Origin of the sequence: Pseudoalteromonas sp. MMG013 (assembly GCF_018100885.1) — a bacterium.
GTDB classification, from domain to species: Bacteria; Pseudomonadota; Gammaproteobacteria; order Enterobacterales; family Alteromonadaceae; genus Pseudoalteromonas; species Pseudoalteromonas aurantia.
Genome location: NZ_JAGJEE010000016.1, coordinates 58,398 through 78,582 on the forward strand (window position 1 = coordinate 58,398; position 20,185 = coordinate 78,582).

Consider the following 20,185-nt stretch of genomic DNA (forward strand, 5'->3'; position numbering starts at 1 on the left):
CCACAAGTAGGGTGGCGCCTATTGGTTACTTACATGTAATTAAGGGTAGATCACTCTGCCTTAACGCTAAAGGTTACCCCCTTAAAGGTAGAGTTCGTATTCAAGGTGATGTAGCGCCAGCCACGATTTGCCGTGACAACAAGACTTTGTGCTGTGCCAGCTTCACCTGATTTATTTTGTGCATTGGCCTTACTAGCCCAAGTATCGGCGTTGAAGTAAATACCGACATCACCTTCACCACCTTGGCTTTGCAGTGTTAGTGTGGTGTTATCTGCTGCGACCCACACATAGAATGAGTTACGGCCCCCAGCGACACATTCATTTTTGCCAAGTGTTAATTGTCCATAATTAATTGTGGCAGCGCCACAATCTTGAATAGCCCCATTATTAGGATCATTCGGGAATGGGTCACTATTGTCACCCATGCCATCCCCATCGCTGTCGAGCCACTCTGAGCTATCATTTGGAAATGCGTCTTTGTTGTCTCCAAAACCGTCACCATCGGTGTCTTTTGTTTCAGTTGGATCATTTGGGAAAGCATCTTCTGAGTCGATTACGCCATCGCCATCGGCATCGTTATTATTGCCGTTACCATTATCGAGAATGTCATTGGTGATCACGTAGTCATTGAGGGTGTTTTCTTCACTCATGACGGCAACGGCTAAACACTGTCCAGACTGTGTGGTGATAGCTGCGCGTCGATTACCAAACCATTTCCAAGAGTCGGCACTCGAGTATGTTTCACCTTGTGCTAATGTTTTAAACTCAAAACTGTCACTCAATGCACCTGTTTCGTTGTCTACACGATAGATACGCACAGTTGTGTCAGTGGTGTTTGTGAATTTGAAATCAGCTTCAAATGGACCTGTTAGATGTTTTTCCATTAAGTCACAAGAACCTAACTGATTCGCTGCTGGTAGCACTTCTGGGCTTTTTGCGTTGGCAACCATCGCTTCATCAATGGTAAAGTTGCCAGTTGGGTTATCAAGAACACCCACGCTCAAACAATTTAAGCGTGCATCGGTGATCATGAATCTGCGATTGGCATACCAAATATCAGAAGTATAGCTTTGCCCTTTTTGTAATGTGCCATAGCCATAATCAAAGCCATCGGCCGCACTTTCATATTTAGGCTTGCCAGTCAGATTGTCTATACGGAATAATCGAACAGGGTAATCTGTGGTATTTGTAATGCTAAATTGATGTGCTTCGTCACCAATAATATGCGGTTTAACTAATTCACAGCTCCCTAAAGTATGCTGGGCCGGCAAAGTTTCTGGCACAACATCTTTTACTAAATCTGCGTTTATCGTGAAAGTGTTACCCGCTGATTTCAAAGACGCAACGCCGAGACAATTGAGGTTATTGTCTGACAACATAATTCTGTCGAATTCTCGCCAATTTGTTGCGTTATAAGTGTCACCTTGACCTAATGTCTTGTAGTTTTTCGCAAAGTTGGCCGTACCTTTTTGATTATCAATCCAGAAAATAGACACCGGAGTATCAGTGTTGTTGGTGATTGTGTAGTCAGTGTTATTTGCGTCAACGGGGCGCACATATTGCTGTGTGAGATCACAGCTACCGATTTTTCCAGCGTTAGGTATGACTTCAGCTTTTGCAGCAATGGCTTCAGAATTGGCCATAACAAATGCTTCAAAGTCCGCTTGGCTACGCTGCGCAACTGCCTTTAAAGAACTTACATAACCGTCTTTGCTGCCATTTCTTAATGCATCTTTGAGCAAGTGCATGTCGCTATTGTGTTGCTCGTCTAAATAACGCATAGCAAAGTAGCTCCACTGGTATAAGTCATCATAGCCATACGCCATGAATAGCAAGTTATAAAGTGGCGGGATAACTTTGCCTTTGATTGACTCTAATGTACGAGCGAAATCAGTACCATTTGCTAAATATTCAGCCATGCCTTCAGACCAAGACACGTTGTAGTTATAATAGTTGAAGCCACCGACTTTGACATATCGGCCATCTAGATAATGCACATATTCGTGGCGTAGATTGTAAATTTGGTCTTCATATTGACAAGATTTACCGACCCACGCATCAGGGCATTGCATCGCTAGGAATCGTGCTTGGTTCCCCTCTTTTTCTGGTGTTCCTTCTAAGTATATTCCGCCATTATCGGTGTCTACATTATCAAAAAACTCAGGCGCATACTTTTTATATTCGTCTGGGCTTGAGAATACGACAACCTCCAGCGTGGTGTTCTTATCGTTAGCAACCGGGCTGCCTTGGGTATTAAAAAATGCATGAAACTCAGTTTCTTGGGTAGCCATTTCAGCGCAAGATTTATTTAGAATTGACTGGCTGATGGTGCTTTGTGCTCGAATAGTGACCGAGTCAGAGCATTTATGAGTCACAGTTAAAATATCAGACTCTTTTGGTGGTACGATACAATGACCAAAGAGTGGATCGGTACTTTCACATAGTCGTTTAGCCGAATCTAGGTACTTTTTAGTGGTCATAGTTTCAATGGTTTCAGTGCTTAACCATGCGATGAGCTTTTCATGGGTTTCAAGCACAATACTGTCAAAGCGTGCTTTTGCTTCGTCAGTGGCAATGGTGGCAATTTTCCCCAATGCGATATAACTGTGTGGCACAATCCATTTACGGTCAGACTCTTTACTCCAACGCAAATCAATGGCCGTTTCACCTAATACTGCAAATGAGCGAATAACAGACATCACATCTAAAATCCGTTCATTAATTGCATTTTGCGCAGCCGGATCACCATACATTGCGGCATTAGCAACCGCACCAAGCATTTCCATCATGGCATCACTGGCGTTGTTTGCCTTGAATGGGTCTGTTTGCAATGAATGATATTGGATTGCGGCCAGTATGTGGGGAAGCTGGTCTTTAAAGTGGTTTGCGCCATTGCCACGTTGAAAATTATTGATGGCCTTTGCATAGCCTTCTTGGATAACACTGCCCGTCGGTGATAAAAACGCAGTCATTTTTGCAACGGCTTGCATCGCGGTATTTAGATTACTTGCTTCTGTTGTGGTAATTGCTTGCGCATAAAATTTATATGACCCAAGGAAATACAATAGTTGGTTTAAATCAGGGTCGGCAATGTCATCGGCATCAGCAAGATAATGAATTGCTTCGAGTACATCAGGGAGTGGGTCATTTGCAGCGCCGGCGAGCGCTTCAAAATCGGCATATTTTGCCGCTAAAATAGTGGGAATTATGCTTCCGTATTGAGATTTTGAACTGATAGCCGGGTTAGGTAAGTTAACGGAGATATTGGTGTTATAAATAATGTAGTCGCCAAGTGGAGGTGGAATATCTCCTCCTGTAATGTCGACTCTTAATGTGGTTTGCGCAATATTACCGTCGATTTTAAAGTAACGTCTTCCAGCTCGTGATGTTTCTGATACTTGCTCTGTGTTCGTGTCTGCTGTGTCACTGCGCTGCGTGACAGTGCCACTCCAGTGGTTACCCTCATATAGACTTATTGCTGCATCAATTCCGTTGTACGTACCACCTGAAGTGCTGATAACCAGTTGGCTGTTCTCATAGGGGACTTCTACATAAAAATAGTGACCGTAATTCGTAATACAGTGTGTTTGGTTGGCGCTTACTTCACCTTGGCGAGGTAGAGTAGGGTCCCCACATTGGGCGTTGGCCAAAGTAATGTTACTACTGAGAGAAAGTAGTACCGCACTTGCTAGAACCGATTTTTTCATAGTTTTATTCATTATTATTATCAACATGTTGTGGTTATATGAACGTAAAGTTTGTTATTCCTTCGCATGACAAGCATTTTTGCCAAGCTTACGCACTGTCATCCATTATTTTTATTCGTATTTTTACAATCTTGTCATATTGTCTTAATTTTTATACCGTAAATTGTATACTGTATGCAAAATAATCTTACCTAATTTATATATCTTTTTTGTCTATAATTATTCTAATTTAAAATTTTCTTTTAAATTCAATTGATTAGTTTTTTTTCATCGAGTCTTAAGTAAGAAACTCTCAGTGGTGTGAAGCGATTTTTCGCGAAAAGTAAGGAGTGGTGATATCAAGTGGTCAGTGCAACATGGTTTTTAATCATATCATTAGGAGTTAAATAGTTTAATATCCTTCTTCAAAGCTTTGGCATTAGGTGTTTCACCATTTCGCTCAAGTTCAAGTTGTTGAACCCAGCGCCTTAAAGCCGTTTCTCCAACATCCAATGAACGACATGCTTCTTGAAGTGAATAGCCTTGGTCTAAAACTAAACAAGCGGCTTCAAGTTTGAATTCTTTACTAAATGTTCTGCGTTTTCTTACCATCGGACACCTCTGATTGAGTGGTAATGATACCACCTAAAATAGTGTCCGGAATTATTGAACCACAATACAAAGTTCTTAGGAGAGCCAGTCTCAATCCCCTCTAAAGTCGGGGTCACTCATACACACATAACGGAGGTACTCATTATGAGTATCAAGTATCAATCCCCTCTAAAGTCGGGGTCACTCATACTAATTCTTATTGGGTATGCGCTTTTTGATTCAGGTATCAATCCCCTCTAAAGTCGGGGTCACTCATACTCAAAATAGGGTTTTATAGTATGAATATTTTTAAGTATCAATCCCCTCTAAAGTCGGGGTCACTCATACGCACAGCGTAAAGTCTCTCATTTTGAGAGAGAGTATCAATCCCCTCTAAAGTCGGGGTCACTCATACATTATTAACCGCGCTTTAACGGCTTTTGCTAACGTATCAATCCCCTCTAAAGTCGGGGTCACTCATACTTTGGTATTACTTTTAAGTAAGAGGTAACTGTGTATCAATCCCCTCTAAAGTCGGGGTCACTCATACTATAGCTGATCGAGGCCGCGCCATACAAGGCCTAGAAGGGGTAAAAATGACGCTCTCCAAAAGCTTGTACCTAAAAGCTGTTTGTTACTGACATTTTTAAGTGTTGGAAAGGAAAAAGTTTAAAGTTTTCAAACATCTGTGGTCTAGGCTACTGACAAAGTGTTGATTTTATAGTGTAGATTAAATAATATTTTTTGAAAAAAGCTAATTAAATTAAAAGGCTATAACCTTTTCAGTCAAAGTAACCTAAGTAAAAAAGCAGTATGTGGTCAAAATAGATTAAAGCGTTTATTTTCGGGCATTAACCTATTTACATAACTTACTGTACTGAGTCATCATGAGCCGACATTAAGGCATATTCTAGGGAGTAATTGCCCTGACCAAAATTGGCTTTTTTACCTATTTGCAATGCGCTGCCAATTTGTAGCCATAACAGTGATTGCGATGTGGTTTGGTACTGTATTTGACCAACTAAGCCACTTAGATCATGCGCTTTATCGGCAATATTGGTTTGACGTGTCTGAATAAAGAACTTTGATGCGTCATAAAGTGCTTTGTTATTTGGAGAGGTACAAAGCAGTTCTTTACAGTCATAGCCAGTTGTAAAGTGGTTATCACATAACAACTGTAAACGGTTAGCTACCGATAGTATCCAGTTATCAAGTAGTGGAGCGTTTTTAGAAAGCCTACCTTTTACTTTTAAAAAGATAGGTGAGTGAATGTTTAATTGTGCCAACCAAAGCGGAGAGTCCGCTTCAAAAGGGATAAAAAGTTGGTCTGCTAAATTTGTTGCTGGTGGTACAAGCAAGTCAAGTTTGCAGCCCGATTTATATAACATTAAATCTCGGCCTTGATGGCGCAAGTTTATTTTATGAACTTTAAAGTTAACTGACTTACTACCCAACCCTTTTTTTTGCAATATAAACAAGGAGTGAACAATTTCAGCTAAATACTCACATGCTTTACCAAATAATTTGATTGAAAAATTAAAAAGCTTACCTTTATCTAGACCATTTGCAGGCAAAAATGGCGCAGTAAAAAAATAGCCTCTAGGACTCGATGTATCTTGTTCACCTAATAGTAATTGGCATAATTTGGGGTTAACCGAATACATTGCATTAGTTAGCGCACCATGTAGTAAACTGCCTGAATAAGGATAGCCAACAAGGTTATCATCGAGTTTTAATTGTACCCCCAGATTAATAAATGGGATGTCTTTGCAAAGAGAGATAAGGGGAGAGTGCAACTATCAGCTCCTTTTTATTGTTCTAGTGCTGTATCTATGATATCAAAAGAAAGAAGATAGGAAAGCATTATGATAACTAAACACAATACCAGTATTTTGTGTCCTACTAATGATCTTGAGGCACACACTATAATCGCCTTAGCAAGTAAGTTTGGGTTTTCAGTTTTTAAAGGCCCAAATTTTTGGGGGGCAACATTATTAGACGCCATAGAGCATATAGATTTTGAAAAGTGCAAGCCAAATCTAATTGCAATCGAACTGCCAGACATTAATGAAGAAGGTAAGCAATTTCTTGCACGTAAAGGTATTAAGTTACATTTATTAGACCATCATCAATATTCGGATTGTGATAAACGAAATACTCATTCTGCTATTGAACAATTTGCAAAAATTTTCTCTCTAAGATTAAGCGCCTACGATAAACTAGTTGCAGCCAATGATAGAGGTTTTATACCTGGTTTATTAACAGCCGGAGCAACTTACTATGATATGAAAAAAATAAGAGATGACGAAGCAAATGTTAGAGGGGTTGGAGGGATACGTAGAGAAGCTTTTAGTTGGTTTGAAAGTCAAAATATTGAACAGTCACCCGACAAAATATTCTATCTAGATTGCCCAGCTCGTTTTACAAGTGTCATGAGTGAGGTTGCGCAGTTTCCCTCTAAAGTTACTTATGAGCGAGCCTTAAGTTTACGTCAACCATTAAAACTCAGGCAAGTAGTGCTCAGATATATAGAGCAAGACCATGTGACACAAATTGAAGTATTGGCAAGAAAAAACCGTGACAAACTCAGTAAATTAGTTAAAAAGTGGCCATTTGTTAATTTAAAAAGTTGGTTTGGTGGTGAAGCCCCTAACTACTTTTTTGGTGCAGTTGCAAAAAGCAAATTTGTGAAATCCGAACCTCAGTTTGATGTTTTATACAATGAATTAAAAGGCATTCTAAAATAAGAACATTTATAAACATGGAAGAAAAACAAAACAAAAATCTTGAATTTAAAGAGTACTTGTTAGATTTAGAAGACGTTACAGTGGTGACACGCTATTGTGAGTTACCTGACTCTTATTCACTTATAAAGTCTATTGAAGATCAAGAGGCCTTAAAAGGCGCAATAACTAAAAAACCTTTATTTTGGGGTCGAGTTTGTGTTGATAATGCCAGCTTATCTCTTGAAGAAGCCGTTTATATCTGTCACGACAAACGCAAAGTTGAATTACTAAAACGCTTTGCAACCGAGCACCCTTTTTGTCAAATCGAACAAGTAACGATTGCACAGAGCTGTTACTATGCTTTATTAATGACAAAGCAAGCATTAAGTCAAAGCACAATTACCGATTTTTTTGATGTTTTTTTTGAGTTTTCTAGACCACTGCATCAATATCGCGCAACGTTTTATTATCCGTTTGACCTTCAAGGCGAAACTACTTTAAAAAATAGACTAAATATTGATGCTAATAATAGTAATAAACGTAAGGTTATATTGAATGATGAATGTTTAACAATTAAGGCAAAAAGGTATGAATTTCATAAGATAGGAACTGATCCTGCTGATTGGACTACGGTTGAAAATAATCAGGTCCAAACTTTTTTGTATTATAACCCGCAAGCTCAAGCTTGTTTCTTTGGTGAAAAAGGTGGTTCTAAAAAAATAAATGCCTTTGAAGAGTATCAATTAGAGTTAAGTAATTGCTACATAGGAATAGACAACGCTAAAAGTAAACAGGCACGAAATAAACGCAAACAATCTTCAGTGTTTGGTGATACTTTACAAGACTGTGAGGTTGCTGATTTTACTCAAAATGAACTTACGCCTTGTGCAAAAATAACCCAATTAAGTTTAATTCGGCACCCAATTTCTCGAGGTAGCTTTTTACTTGCAATAAACGCAGAGTACTCTCCAACACAAGATATTTTTAAATATGCCGCAAGTACATTAAGAACGGTTCAGAAAATACAAAATCAACCTTTATACGCAGGAACTATTTATGATGAAGCGTGGTGGTGGTGTATTTTACTTGCTCCATCTGATTTAACTCTAGCTAAAAGCATGAAACAAATGCAGTTAGGTCGCTGGTTGAATTTCAGTCAAAAAGCAAGGATCCTTTATCCAACGTTTGTTGAGCAAAAAGAAGAAGAAAAAATAGACTGCTTAGTGTTGCTTTTAAACAATACTGAGCATTTAACCTATGATGGTGAAAAGCCAAGAGGGCTAGAGGATTTAAAACAACAAAAAGACAATCGACAACCTATTTCGCGTTACGTTATGCGGCTGGTCTCTTTATTTTTTAATGACGATGCATCGAGTACGGCAGAACAAAACGACGTAATAAAAAAGCTAGACCCATATAGCCATAACCAACATGATTCGAGATTGTATTTAAATGCAACTTACGGACTGTGCGGTAATTATCCTAAGACTTCGCTTGGCGAAGATGTCTTAGCCCAAACCACCAGCTTAGCCACAATGGTCGATGTTGAAAATAATCGGTTCGACTTCTACCCCACAGGTTATGCATACAATCAAGAGTTTGTGACTAAACTTATCGATGATCAATCTTACAGACGATGGAAAGGCATAAGCTCAGAAACAGGTTTCAACGAATATGCAACGGTCACTGTTGGTTTTGGTGGTTATACGGCTGATTGCATTTTACCGCATTGGCACACGATCTATCGTCACTTTTTCCATTATGCGTTACTTACCCGGGAGGCGTTGACATGCTTTAAGCGAACAATGAATAAAGCCACTGATCAATTAGCACAAGGAAATACGAGCTCGAAACCTGAAAACAATTATCGCGAAATAAGACGAAACTTTATTTTATTTATGAATCGATATTGGTTTAAACAGTTAAGTCATGAACAACAAGGGCTAGAGGTCTTTGAGCAAATACAAAGAGCAACGTCGCTTGATGAACACTTTGATATGGTTAAAGAGCAAGTGTCATTTGCCGATGACTATATGGAAAGTTGGCGTAACATTTATTTTGTCAATAAGGCGGATAATACAGGGCAAATTGCCGCATTATTGGCATTAATTGCAATTGTGACTGCTTGGCCAAAAGGCTTGAATGTATTCAGTTTAGAGTTTATTGACAGGATGACGCTCATTATATTAATTGGGTTAGCCATTCTATTCGGTGTCAAATCTAAGTTATTCGCTGCTATTTATAGCTGTTTAAATTTTATTAGTTTTCCATCTGCTAAGTACCAATATCTTTATCAGAAATTAATGTCATTTTTTCCAATTAGCAGCAACCATAAAGAGAGTAAGAAATCGCTTGCTGAACAATGTGAAGAACATTGGGAAAGCAAATTGCAAAATTTAAAGAATAAGACAAATAAACAGTCACACGTAACCCCATTAAAAAATCATCAAGGAGAGGCTATGTATGCACTCATAAAAGTTGAAGCTGTTAATTTTGGTAATAGCTTAGGGATTAGTAATAACCTCAGTGTTTACCGAGGGACAAGCATGTTATTACGAAATTCAGTACTTCAAATAGCGCAAAAGCTCGACAACTTAGAAGTGATTTCTTTAGGTGGCTCAGTGGGCATTTATAAAACAAATAATAATGATGCAGAAGAGTTAGTATCTGAGATTAAAAATAGACTAAATGCTGATTATCAAGGCATGAATTTCGTTGTTAATTACAAAAAACACGTTACAGATAGCACGTTTAATAAATCAAAAGATGCCTTGATTAATGACGGGCGATTGTTACAGCTACAGCAAATGAGTGTAAGTTTCAAAAATGTACCAGACGCGTTAAATGCTGATGGCAGCAAAGTCGAAGCTCAGAAGGTATGTGAACTTAGCCATGTATTGCCTGCATCAGAACACGAGAGGGTACAAAGTGCTGATAAGCCAGTGAATACGATTTTAAAGACATTATTTTTGTATGGGCGAGATCAAAAGCAAACCTTCTACGAGAGTGAATTAGCTCAGTACTCAGAACTTGCAAAAGTGAGTAATCCTAAAACCATTAAAAGATTCTACACGCAGAGCTTTGAGCAAATATGCAATGATGATGGTATTGCACACTTAGATAATAAGCTCGCTTACCTTTATTTTGATGGCAACAAGTTTTCTAAAATTCAACAAAACTATGTTGAATCTGCCGACGACCAGCTTAGTTATGACAAACATATCCGCCAACTCAGAGGAGAATTACTCGATAAGCTATTAAATTATCTAGATAATCAAAAAGATGCCTTATTCGAAGATACCATTACAATAGATGGGCAAGAGCAAAATATCTCGAGGATTAAATTAGAAACCCTATTATGGGGAGGAGATGAAACTTTATTTGTTCTGCCTGCATCTCAAGGTTTTAAAGTACTTGCTAAACTTATGGAATGGACAAAAGACTGGTCTATTAGCAAACAGGTTAAACAAGAAAATGGGGCGTTAATTAACCAGATTTATCCTTTAACTCATGCATTTGGTTTGGTCTTTTGCCAACATAAAACCCCGGTCTCTACTGTTAGAAGCTTTGCCACAAATCTTGCAGATGAAGTTAAAAAAGTGGCGCTTTCGGCAGTTGTAAAACAAAAAGAAGTTAAAGAAAAAGAGACACGATTATCTTCTGATGAGCCAAAACAAGCTAACGAGCAGCATATAAACATTGACGGTACTACAAACTGCTACAGTGTTGCTGTGTTAGAGTCAATCGATATTACAACCCCTGATGTTAACGATTATTTTAGCCACAGCTATGGGGAGATGTCTCAGCAACGAGCCAACATTTTGCCCAATGAATTTAATACAGATGATCTGTCAATTTTAGGCGCAAACTTAACCGAAAGCTTCCCAAAAAGTGCCATTTATAACCTTGCAAAGCAATATAAAAATCCAGAGGCTTTGTTAGAAGCGGAGCAGAGACTTAGCTATGTGACAGGTCTTCGTGAGGAGAAAATAGTAGAATTTATTAAGCTTGCTAGTGATGTTTTGATAGGGAAGCCATTGGACTTAACAAAAGAGCACCAAGAACAACGTGCGATTATGTGGGTACTACTAACAGAATATTGGGAGTACATTGCATCACATGGAAATAAGGAGTAAGGACATGATAGAAAAAGCAATGCATACCTTAGACATTACAATCAATGTAATTGGGCCAATTGTGACTCAAGGCAGTGGCGCAATGCAATATGGTTTAAATGTGGCAATTCTAAGAGATGCCAACAAACGTCCTGTGCTATCGGGAAGCTTACTAAAAGGTAATATACGCCATGCGTTAAGTGAATTATGCTTACTAGATGAAGAGACCCATTCAAAACTGAGTCCAAAGTTAATAGATTGGTTCGGAAAAGAGGGCCCTCAAAGTGAACAAGACCAAACAAATGATGACTTTTATGGACAAAGAGGGAGTCTGAATTTTGATTTTTATTGGTACTTAAGCAATCCCCAAAACGCTGAGAGAAGTTCTCCCCAAACACGAATAGAGCTAAACCATGAGGGGACGATTAAAGAAGGCTCTTTATTGTTTATTGAGTCACCTTATTTACATGGCGAAAAAATTTCAATACAAGGTCAAGTGACTTTTAATGCATCTGAAGACGAAGCATTAGAAATTAAAAATACGTTAGAGGCTGCACTTAACTATTGTTACGCATTCGGTAGCTTTAAAAGTATTGGATTTGGAAAAATAACAGAAATCAAAAGTATCTTAAATAAAACTCAACAAGCGAAAGTAGACTGGCCCGCATACACTAAAGATCATTTAATCATACTAGATTGGACTGCTGATCGACCACTTTGTATGGCGGACGCACCAACTAACAGAGAAAATAGTTTTTACTCAAGAACAGAAATTACAGGCGCAATGCTCAAAGGCTTAGTTGCCAATACAGTTTTACCAAATAGTGTTTTACACAAATACTTGGCAGATATTACATTTTTCCATGCAATGCCTCTAAATCAAAATGATGAATTAGTTTATCCACCAAGAAAGTCTTTAGCCTTATATGACGGGCCTAGAGTTGACATGTATGGTGTTTCAAGTACTCAAGATCCGAATCGTCAAGTTTTTGATTTTTTAATTAATCCTGCTGGTCCAGATAACCTATGTGGATTGCTCACTTTTAGTTCGGATTTCAAAGGTTCTGATGAAGAGTTATTAAAAACACCGCCGTATTTGACTAAAACATTATTAGTCAGAAATGCAATAAGTAACTGGACACAAACAGCAGAAGCTAATAACAAATCGACTGATGAAGTAATTGAGCACAATATATCTACCCGTAATACTGCCGCTGATGAAAAGCTATTTAGTTACCACTGCGTGAATCATTTTTGGTCAGAGAAACTTAATGATAGTAAGTCTGCAAATGAAAAATCAGAAGTGAATAAAAATGTATATGTTAAGTGGCGAGGAAAAATAAATTTAAACCGAGTACCAGAATCAGTAAGAGAAATGGTTTATGCGGAATTAATATCAATTCTTGATGAACCTCTGATTGGTTTAGGTAAAACCAAGGCAATACTCAGTGCCAAAGCTGCAAAGGCTACTCAAGAAAAAATAGTCAATGTCAGCCCTGATAAACGTATACTCATCACCCTTAAAACGCCAACCTGTTTAATTGTTAAAGATGCCATAGATGCGGTAACACCCAGTAAAGACTTATACCAAGAAGCTTTTGACAAATTAACTGATGGCGTATTTTGTGTTAATCGCACTTTTACTGACGAGTCACTAAAAGGTGGGAGTTATTGGTATATGCGTTTTCAAAAGCACACCGGACAATCAGGATATAAACCTTATATAGAGACCAGCGCGGGTAGTTGCTTTGAACTTTTAATAAAAGAAGGCAAAGAGGAGCAAGCTACGATTCTGTTAAACCAGTGGTGCAAAAATGGCTTACCATCATGTGATGTTCCAATTGCACAGGATGAAAGATGGAACTTTACGCCTTATGATCATGCAAACGGGTTTGGGGAAGTAGACATTGAACTTGTTTCAATGGTCCCAACAGCTAAGGAGCAAGCAGAATGTTAAATAAGATTTACCCTAAAGCAAAGGTGTTGATTACCTTAGTAAGCACTTCAAAATTGGCTGTTCGTACAGGTGAGGCTGAGGAAGTAGCCAACGACTCAAAAAAACAAAAGAACGAGTCAACAGGACATGAATCCTTAAGAGTTAACGCTAATGGTTACCCTGTAATACCAGGTAGTAGCCTAAAAGGCATGCTGCGAAAATTATTTACTCAAGATTTGGCAAATGAGTTATTTGGTGGGCAAGTTAAACTTAAAAACACAAAGAGCAACGAATCACAGAAATACAAACGATTAGATGGTGTCGTCAACGTACCTGCGGCTGTATCAAGATGTCATAAAAATGATATTGAAATCATTACGCATGCCAGCATTGATGAAGTAACAGGCACTGCAAAAGATAACCATCTTTTTAGTGAAGCATGGATCCCTGAAGGTACAGAATTTATTTGGCAACTAGACTGTGAATTTATAAGTGAAATACAGCTTGAGCGTTTGTGTAGTGTATTACTGGGCGCAGATTTATATGTGGGTGCTGGGCAAAAATTTGGCCACGGCAAGCTGCAAGTGACTCTGGAGCAACATAATGGCGTACCTTGTGTTCAGGTTATCACTTCCGAAAAACTTACCCAATGGTTTAATAGCAGTCTTAAAAACCAATCAAAAGTTGCAGCTATTAATCCATTAGATGACGAATATACAAAGCTCCCAATTGCTATTCGTCAGGTCGAAAATACTAATAAAGAAATATTAAGTTTTGACATATGCCTATCTAGCCCTGATCCGATCCTAATTGCCAGCCCTGCGTACTTAGCGAGCCTTAGCAAGTCACAAACGAATAAAGACCTTTATTATAGCCGAGACAAAGCAGGTATACCTGTTTTACCCAATAGTGCTTTACGTGGCATGTTTCGGGCGCGCTTTATTAAAATAATAAAGACATTAAATGAAGAAATAGAAGAGAAACAGTTACAAAAGCTTTGGTCTATAATTTGGGGTAATAAAGATCAGCGCAGTTCATTTGTTATTCGTGATGCAACACTCGACAACAAAGCACAATTTCAAGATCATCATCAAACCATGATAGCGATAGATCGTTTCACTGGCGGAGTAAAAGACAGTGCTTTGTTTGATGTAGAAGCACTGACGCTTTGTTCTGAACAGTATTTTAGAAGTCGAGTGAGTATCACACATAGAGCGCTTAACCGAGATATGTTTGCAACCGCAATATGGGTATTGATGTTTGCCGATTTATTTGACCAAAAATTATCTTTAGGTGCCAACAATAGTCGTGGTTATGGACGGATCTACGGGTTTGTTTTAGTAAACGAAAATCGTATTAATGAGGTGTCAGAATTCATAAAAATGTGCCTAGACCCACTTGGATTGACGCAAGCCAAGTTAGAAACCGCATTAATGACCTTTATTGATTCAGCAAAGGAGTGCCAACATAGTGAATAGCAATCAATTTTATAACCCTTATAATTTTATACCGTTTTCTAAGCTTAGTTGTGAACATAAAATACCAGCAACAAAAGCGGCACTGAAAAAAAAGAATATTGCGCATGACAGTTATTATACTGGCAAACTGAGCGGTAAAATTAAATGCCAAATAAAGATGGTTCATCCTGTTGCTCATGGTAATCAGCCGCAAAAAGTATCAGATTTGAAACACTTAACCGATGAACAAAAGAAGTCGGCTATAGATAATAAATTAAAGGTACTTGCTCCCTATTTACGCAATGGTTGTTTAGCAATTCCGGCATCAAGTATTAGAGGGATGCTGAGTAATCTAGGTGAGATAATAACGGCTTCAGCGCCTAGAGTACTTGAAGATGCAGCTTTGTATTATCGAGATGGTAGAGGCTTCCCTAATCAAGCATATGGTGCATTATATAGACAAGGTGAAAAGTGGTATGTAAAACCGCTGGGGTTACCTTCATTTATGCTTAGAAAAAAAGACTCTGAGGTGGCAACAGAGCCGAGTCAATACAGTGTGCCTGCTCCATTGCGTAACTTATTTAAATACCAAAATGGTCACCAAAAAGCAGGCCAGCCAATGCCTTTATCTGAGATGTTGGCGACAAGATGGCCCGTGAACGAAGACGTTAAAATGGACATGGATAATACTGCGCGAGCGTCTAGAGCTAGATTAACTGAGTCAGGTGAAATGGAGTGGGATAAAACGATTTTAATTTCTGATACTCAGTTTGAACCAGGTTTTGAGGGAGAAAATACTAAAACATGGTCTTTTTGTTATAAAACAGGTGTCGCCCCAAGATGGTTTGAAAAAATTAATAATAAAGGGGCCTATCGTTTAATAAGAAAAGGATATATTGATGGTCATGGCGAAGAGGCAATATACACAAGTTGTTTAGATCATACTGAGGTACAAAATGCTTATGCATTTTACAAACAAAATTTAAATGCAAGGCCTATAGAAGTTAAAACAAAATATGTCACTCAGTTTTTAGAGCTATTAGAAACTACGGATAAAGCTAGAGTAAAACGTAAGGGAAGTGACATTAAAAAGGCTTATTCAGAAGCCGAAATAGACGGGAGAATTATAGTCTGTCAAGTAAAAGGTACAAATGATACGGAGATCATTGGTCTATCTGACTCACAAATTTGGCGAAAGAAAAACCGAAAGACAGTATATGACTTTTTACCTCAACAAGCTGGTGAAGGAGATAGCCCTACGCCGTTTGACGGTTTAAGAGATCTTACAATTATAGAGCAACTATTTGGCACGGTCGCTGACCAAAAGCTGGATCAGCAAGATAAAAAGAAAGTGACAGCATTTGCCAGTCGCGTAAAAGTATTTGACGCGATCAGTGATGTTGAATACATGGGTGATAAAGATAGCATTGCGCTTATACCATTGGCCACAGGGCCTAAACTGCCTTGTCCACCAATGTATTTTAATAACCGTAATGAAGATCATACTGTTATTGCCAAATCAGTACTCCATGCTGATACTCACGAAGCAAATGGTTATAAGGTTTTTTTAAGACACAAAAATGCCCCTAGACCAACGTGGTTAAATCAACAAAGAAATTATGAAAACCATAAGGAGTGTGCAGCTTCACCAATGATTAAAGGCGATACAGTCTTAAAGTTTGACATCGAATTTGAAAACCTAGCACCTGCTGAATTGTCATTGTTAGTAAAGTTAGTTGAACCCAAAGAAACAGGGTGTAAAGACGATATATTTAGGCATCAAATAGGCTTAGCAAAACCCTACGGTTTTGGTGATGTGAATATACGTATAACAGAACTAGAATTAGAAGATAAAAAAGCTCGATACTCGAGTTTTAGTGCCATCGAGTCTGTAAAATGGCAAGCAACGCAAAATAGTACACTTGGTAATGCAAATCACTGGCTTGGAAATAAATATGATATTAGCAACACGCTATGGAAAGCAGAGCGACTCGATTGGTTATTAGCACTGGCAGAGCCATTAGAAAATGTGCAATACCCACAAGCACTTGATGGTAAAGAGGGGAAAACGTACGAATGGTTTAAAAATAATACTTCTCACATAGAGCAAATTAAAAATCATAGGGCAAATCCTAAACCTCAGGCTTTGTCGACTCATGACGGAAAGCCTATTCCTTTAGAGAAAAATAAAAAGTACTTAAGACCAAGGCAGAAATAATCAGTTTCCTTGGCAAAATCTAGTCTATATTTATAGACTTAGGTTTTGCCAAGGAAAGGTTATGGACTACCAGCAATTATGCAATTACGACTTATTATTACAAGCTTTCTACCGTGTTAAACAAAATGATGGCAGTCCAGGTATAGATTGCCAAACCATTGCAAACTTTGAAACCGAGTTAGCATTGGGGTTAAACAGTATATTAGCGGATTTAAAAAGTCAGCATTATCAGCCGCATCCCCTAAAGCGCAGTGAACTAAAGCTACCAAATAAAAAGCCGCGCTTTTTAGCTTACCCAACAGTCAGAGATCGTATTGTTCACACCGCAATCGCAATTCTATTACAGCCTTATTTTGAAGAAGAATTTGAACACAATAGCTATGGTTATAGACCTGGTCGTAGCTATTTAATGGCCGTTGATAAAGTTATTGAGCACAGAAAATCGGGGTTAGTTCATGTATTTGATGCAGATATTAATGGTTATTTTGACCACATTCCACAAACACTATTACGTGAAAAGTTATTTCAAACCGCAATCGACCCAACACTCATAGAGCTAATTTTTTGTTTGTTATTCTCTCATCAATCTTATGGCGGTTCGCTAATTTTTGGTAAAGCTCTCGGGCAAGGTATTCCTCAAGGTTCAGCAATTTGCCCACAATTAGCTAATTTCTATTTAGATGAGCTAGATGAGCACCTAAACAAACTAGGCTATAACATGGTGCGTTATGCTGATGATTTTGTGGTTTGTTGCAGCAGTGCAAAAGCAGCATTACATGTGCAATACCATACCGAGCAGGTGCTAGAGCATTTAGGGCTAACATTAAACCCAAAGAAAACACAGTTAACGACTTTTTCAGATGGCTTTAAATTCTTGGGTCATTACTTTATTGGCGAGCAGGTAATAGATGAAAAGTCTAGTTTGGTCTACGGAGTTATGGACAAAGCAAAAGACTGGATGGCTACGGCCAGTGAACAGCAGCAAGAGCATACCCTTTTACAACTTGACCTACCTAGCAAACCAGAACAAAGCGCAATTGAAGACGAACAAGATTGGTAAGAGTTACCAGAATATTTAATTGCTCAGCCTAGTACTGTACAGCGAAAAATGCTCAAAACGCTTTACTTAACGCATGCTGGTTCAGTTGTGGGTATTAGGGGAAATAGAGCGTATTTGAGCTTTGAGAGTGAGACCATTAAAACTTGGCCATTAAGTGTAATTGATAGTGTGATAGTACTTGGAAGAGTGCAGCTTACCACAGATTTTATGGCCTATTGCTGTGAACATAATATCGGTGTGGTATTGGCCTCATCAACAGGTCGTTTCAGAGGTGAACTCAATACATACCCAAGTTTAAACTTAAGTTTATACAAGCAAATTCAACATTTTGGTAATAAAACTTTTCAGCGGAATTTAAGCGAAACCCTATTGCAGGCTAAGTTTGAAAACGCATCAAAAGTGCTTAAAGGTCAACTTAGACGCACAATACTCTCTAAAGAAAATAAAGAAGAGATACAAAAAACAATACAGTTATTGCAAAAAGCGCACAATAAAATCATCCAATGTAAAACTCGTGAACAACATTTTTTATTAGAAGGGCAAATGGCGAAACAATATTTTACTGCCATGAGTCATTGTATAGATAACACTTGGCACTTTCTAGAAAGAAACAGATTGCCGCCCAAAGACCCTATTAATGCCATGCTTTCATTGGGATACAATCTGTTAAGCAACAATATCCTATGCATGGTAAGAAAACATGGCTTGCACCCAGATTGTGGCATTTTGCACTGTGGTGATTATCAACCTAATTTGGTACTCGACTTGATGGAACCTTTCCGGTCAGTTGTGGTTGATGCATGTGTTTTAAAGCTCATTAATAAAGGGCAAGTAACCCAATCAGATTTTGTGTTTCAAAGCGGGCAGTGTCAATTAACATCTCAGGCTTTAAAGTGTTTTATTTCAGAAATAGAAAAGAAGTTTTCGGCAACATTTCAGTGCAAACAAAGCAAACATTTACTCGATTACCGCAAAGCAATGGATAATCAAATATTAAGTTTAAAAGCGCACTTACTTCAAAAGCACGAATTCATAACATTTAGAGTAAATTAAAATGCCTCATCATTATGTTATTTGTTACGACACACCTTGTGATAAAAGGCGTTATCGAATTGATAAAACACTCGCAGGTTACGGAGAGCGGATCCAGCTATCTGTATACGAGTGCTGCTTAAGTGAGTCGCAATTCACTCGGCTGAGACATCAAATAAGGCAAATTGTGACAGATGATGACGCCTTGAATTATTATCCTGTATGTTGCCACTGCCAATTGCGGCGTCATGGGATTGCAAGCGCAGTGGTATATGACCCAAGTTCATTTGAGATTTTTTAAATGCGAGTATTAGTCACCCTTGACATTACATCTCCAAGAGTACGGTACAGAGCCAATAAACTCATTTTAGGCTATGGTGAGCGGGTTCAGTATTCTGTATTTGAAATTGATGTCACCCAAAAACAGCTAAATCAAATTCACCAAAAGCTAAAAAAGTTACTCAAACGACAAGATAAAGCACATTTATTTCCATTGTGTGGTAAATGTATGGGATCAAGAAAAGCCGATGGCGCAGGTGAAGTGACTTGGCCTGAGCATTTTTATTACTACTAACTCCTTAAAGTTTTTATCAGCAACCTTTTATCAGTAATCATAGTAAAAAATCGATTATTAAGCATGCCAGCTAATTTCATTACCCTACTTACCAAAACTACCATTTTATCATTTATAGAAATACCCTAACTCACTGTTATTAGGCAATAAAAAATAAAAATCTAATTATTATGTTGTAGGCAAAAACATCACTTTGTCAGTAGCTAGGACCGCAGATGATTGTATTTAATAGGGTTTATTAGGTTTTAGAGATCTAACTTGTCAGTAGCAACTTATTTTTGGGTACGATTTTTTAGAGACCGTCATTTTTACCCCCTCCAGCCCTTGTATAGCGCGGCCTCGATCGGCTATAGTACGAGTGACCCCGACTTTAGAGGGGATTGAGACCATTGGACATAAGTCCTCCTAGTATAAAAAAGATGTACGAGTGACCCCGACTTTAGAGGGGATTGAGACCTTGTCATGTTCCACCATATGGAACTCCTCAGTACGAGTGACCCCGACTTTAGAGGCGATTGAGACTTGCCCAGCTAATTGACCCATGAAATTTTACGTACGAGTGACCCCGACTTTAGAGGGGATTGAGACTCCTAGTAGGTAGTGGTAGTAATGGAAATGTTAGTACGAGTGACCCCGACTTTAGAGGGGATTGAGACTTGATCTTGCGTGTATTTCATATCTATCTCCTATTGTACGAGTGACCCCGACTTTAGAGGGGATTGAGACCCATAGGGCGGGCAGATTGTCCAAATTGTAGTTGTACGAGTGACCCCGACTTTAGAGGGGATTG

At 38.4% G+C, this 20,185-nt stretch carries 11 protein-coding genes, 1 pseudogene and 2 CRISPR repeat arrays (1 of these 14 running past the window's edge); of the genes and pseudogenes, 9 read left to right on the plus strand and 3 right to left on the minus strand.

Features of this window, described 5'->3' with window-relative positions; genetic code table 11:
* Window positions 1-50: 50 nt before the first annotated feature.
* The 3 genes and pseudogenes from J8L98_RS15015 to cas6 all read right to left on the minus strand — a co-directional run bounded on the left by J8L98_RS15015 (window position 51) and on the right by cas6 (window position 6,073).
* Window positions 51-3,707, minus strand: a complete 3,657-nt coding sequence (locus tag J8L98_RS15015; RefSeq protein ID WP_210997067.1) for a collagenase — start codon at window positions 3,705-3,707, stop codon at window positions 51-53.
* 405 nt (window positions 3,708-4,112) lie between these two features.
* Window positions 4,113-4,298: pseudogene (locus J8L98_RS15020) on the minus strand (transposase); the annotation flags it as partial.
* A gap of 87 nt (window positions 4,299-4,385) precedes the next feature.
* Window positions 4,386-4,827: a CRISPR direct-repeat array (repeat unit 35 nt; unit sequence GTATCAATCCCCTCTAAAGTCGGGGTCACTCATAC).
* A gap of 319 nt (window positions 4,828-5,146) precedes the next feature.
* Window positions 5,147-6,073 (minus strand): CRISPR system precrRNA processing endoribonuclease RAMP protein Cas6, encoded by a 927-nt coding sequence (gene cas6, locus J8L98_RS15025; RefSeq protein ID WP_210997068.1) that lies wholly within the window; start codon window positions 6,071-6,073, stop codon window positions 5,147-5,149.
* 69 nt (window positions 6,074-6,142) lie between these two features.
* Between cas6 and J8L98_RS15030 the strand changes: the two genes are divergently transcribed.
* The 9 genes from J8L98_RS15030 to cas2 (J8L98_RS15070) all read left to right on the plus strand — a co-directional run bounded on the left by J8L98_RS15030 (window position 6,143) and on the right by cas2 (J8L98_RS15070) (window position 19,395).
* Window positions 6,143-7,024: a hypothetical protein gene (locus tag J8L98_RS15030; protein ID WP_210997069.1), complete on the plus strand. Its 882-nt coding sequence runs from the start codon at window positions 6,143-6,145 to the stop codon at window positions 7,022-7,024.
* Between the two features lie 14 nt (window positions 7,025-7,038).
* Window positions 7,039-11,139 (plus strand): hypothetical protein, encoded by a 4,101-nt coding sequence (locus tag J8L98_RS15035; protein ID WP_210997070.1) that lies wholly within the window; start codon window positions 7,039-7,041, stop codon window positions 11,137-11,139.
* A gap of 4 nt (window positions 11,140-11,143) precedes the next feature.
* Window positions 11,144-13,075 carry an RAMP superfamily CRISPR-associated protein gene (locus tag J8L98_RS15040; RefSeq protein WP_210997071.1) on the plus strand — a complete coding sequence of 644 codons (1,932 nt, stop codon included), beginning with the start codon at window positions 11,144-11,146 and terminating at the stop codon, window positions 13,073-13,075.
* Window positions 13,069-14,532 carry an RAMP superfamily CRISPR-associated protein gene (locus J8L98_RS15045; protein ID WP_210997072.1) on the plus strand — a complete coding sequence of 488 codons (1,464 nt, stop codon included), beginning with the start codon at window positions 13,069-13,071 and terminating at the stop codon, window positions 14,530-14,532. Before J8L98_RS15040 ends, J8L98_RS15045 begins: the two co-directional genes overlap by 7 nt.
* Window positions 14,525-16,729, plus strand: a complete 2,205-nt coding sequence (locus J8L98_RS15050) for a TIGR03986 family CRISPR-associated RAMP protein (protein ID WP_210997073.1) — start codon at window positions 14,525-14,527, stop codon at window positions 16,727-16,729. The genes J8L98_RS15045 and J8L98_RS15050 overlap by 8 nt, the downstream gene beginning before the upstream one ends.
* Before the next feature lie 61 nt (window positions 16,730-16,790).
* The gene (locus J8L98_RS15055; protein ID WP_210997074.1) at window positions 16,791-17,789 is read left to right on the plus strand and encodes a reverse transcriptase domain-containing protein; all 999 of its coding nucleotides are present in this window, start codon (window positions 16,791-16,793) and stop codon (window positions 17,787-17,789) included.
* A gap of 48 nt (window positions 17,790-17,837) precedes the next feature.
* Window positions 17,838-18,842, plus strand: coding sequence for a CRISPR-associated endonuclease Cas1 (cas1, locus tag J8L98_RS15060; RefSeq protein WP_210997075.1), 1,005 nt, complete (start codon window positions 17,838-17,840; stop codon window positions 18,840-18,842).
* A gap of 1 nt (window position 18,843) precedes the next feature.
* A complete protein-coding gene (gene cas2 / locus J8L98_RS15065; protein WP_210997076.1) occupies window positions 18,844-19,122 on the plus strand; it encodes a CRISPR-associated endonuclease Cas2 in 279 nt (92 codons plus the stop codon).
* Window positions 19,123-19,395 carry a CRISPR-associated endonuclease Cas2 gene (gene cas2, locus J8L98_RS15070; RefSeq protein ID WP_210997078.1) on the plus strand — a complete coding sequence of 91 codons (273 nt, stop codon included), beginning with the start codon at window positions 19,123-19,125 and terminating at the stop codon, window positions 19,393-19,395.
* 352 nt (window positions 19,396-19,747) lie between these two features.
* Window positions 19,748-20,185: direct repeats of the CRISPR family, unit length 35 nt; unit sequence GTACGAGTGACCCCGACTTTAGAGGGGATTGAGAC (it continues 143 nt past the right edge of the window).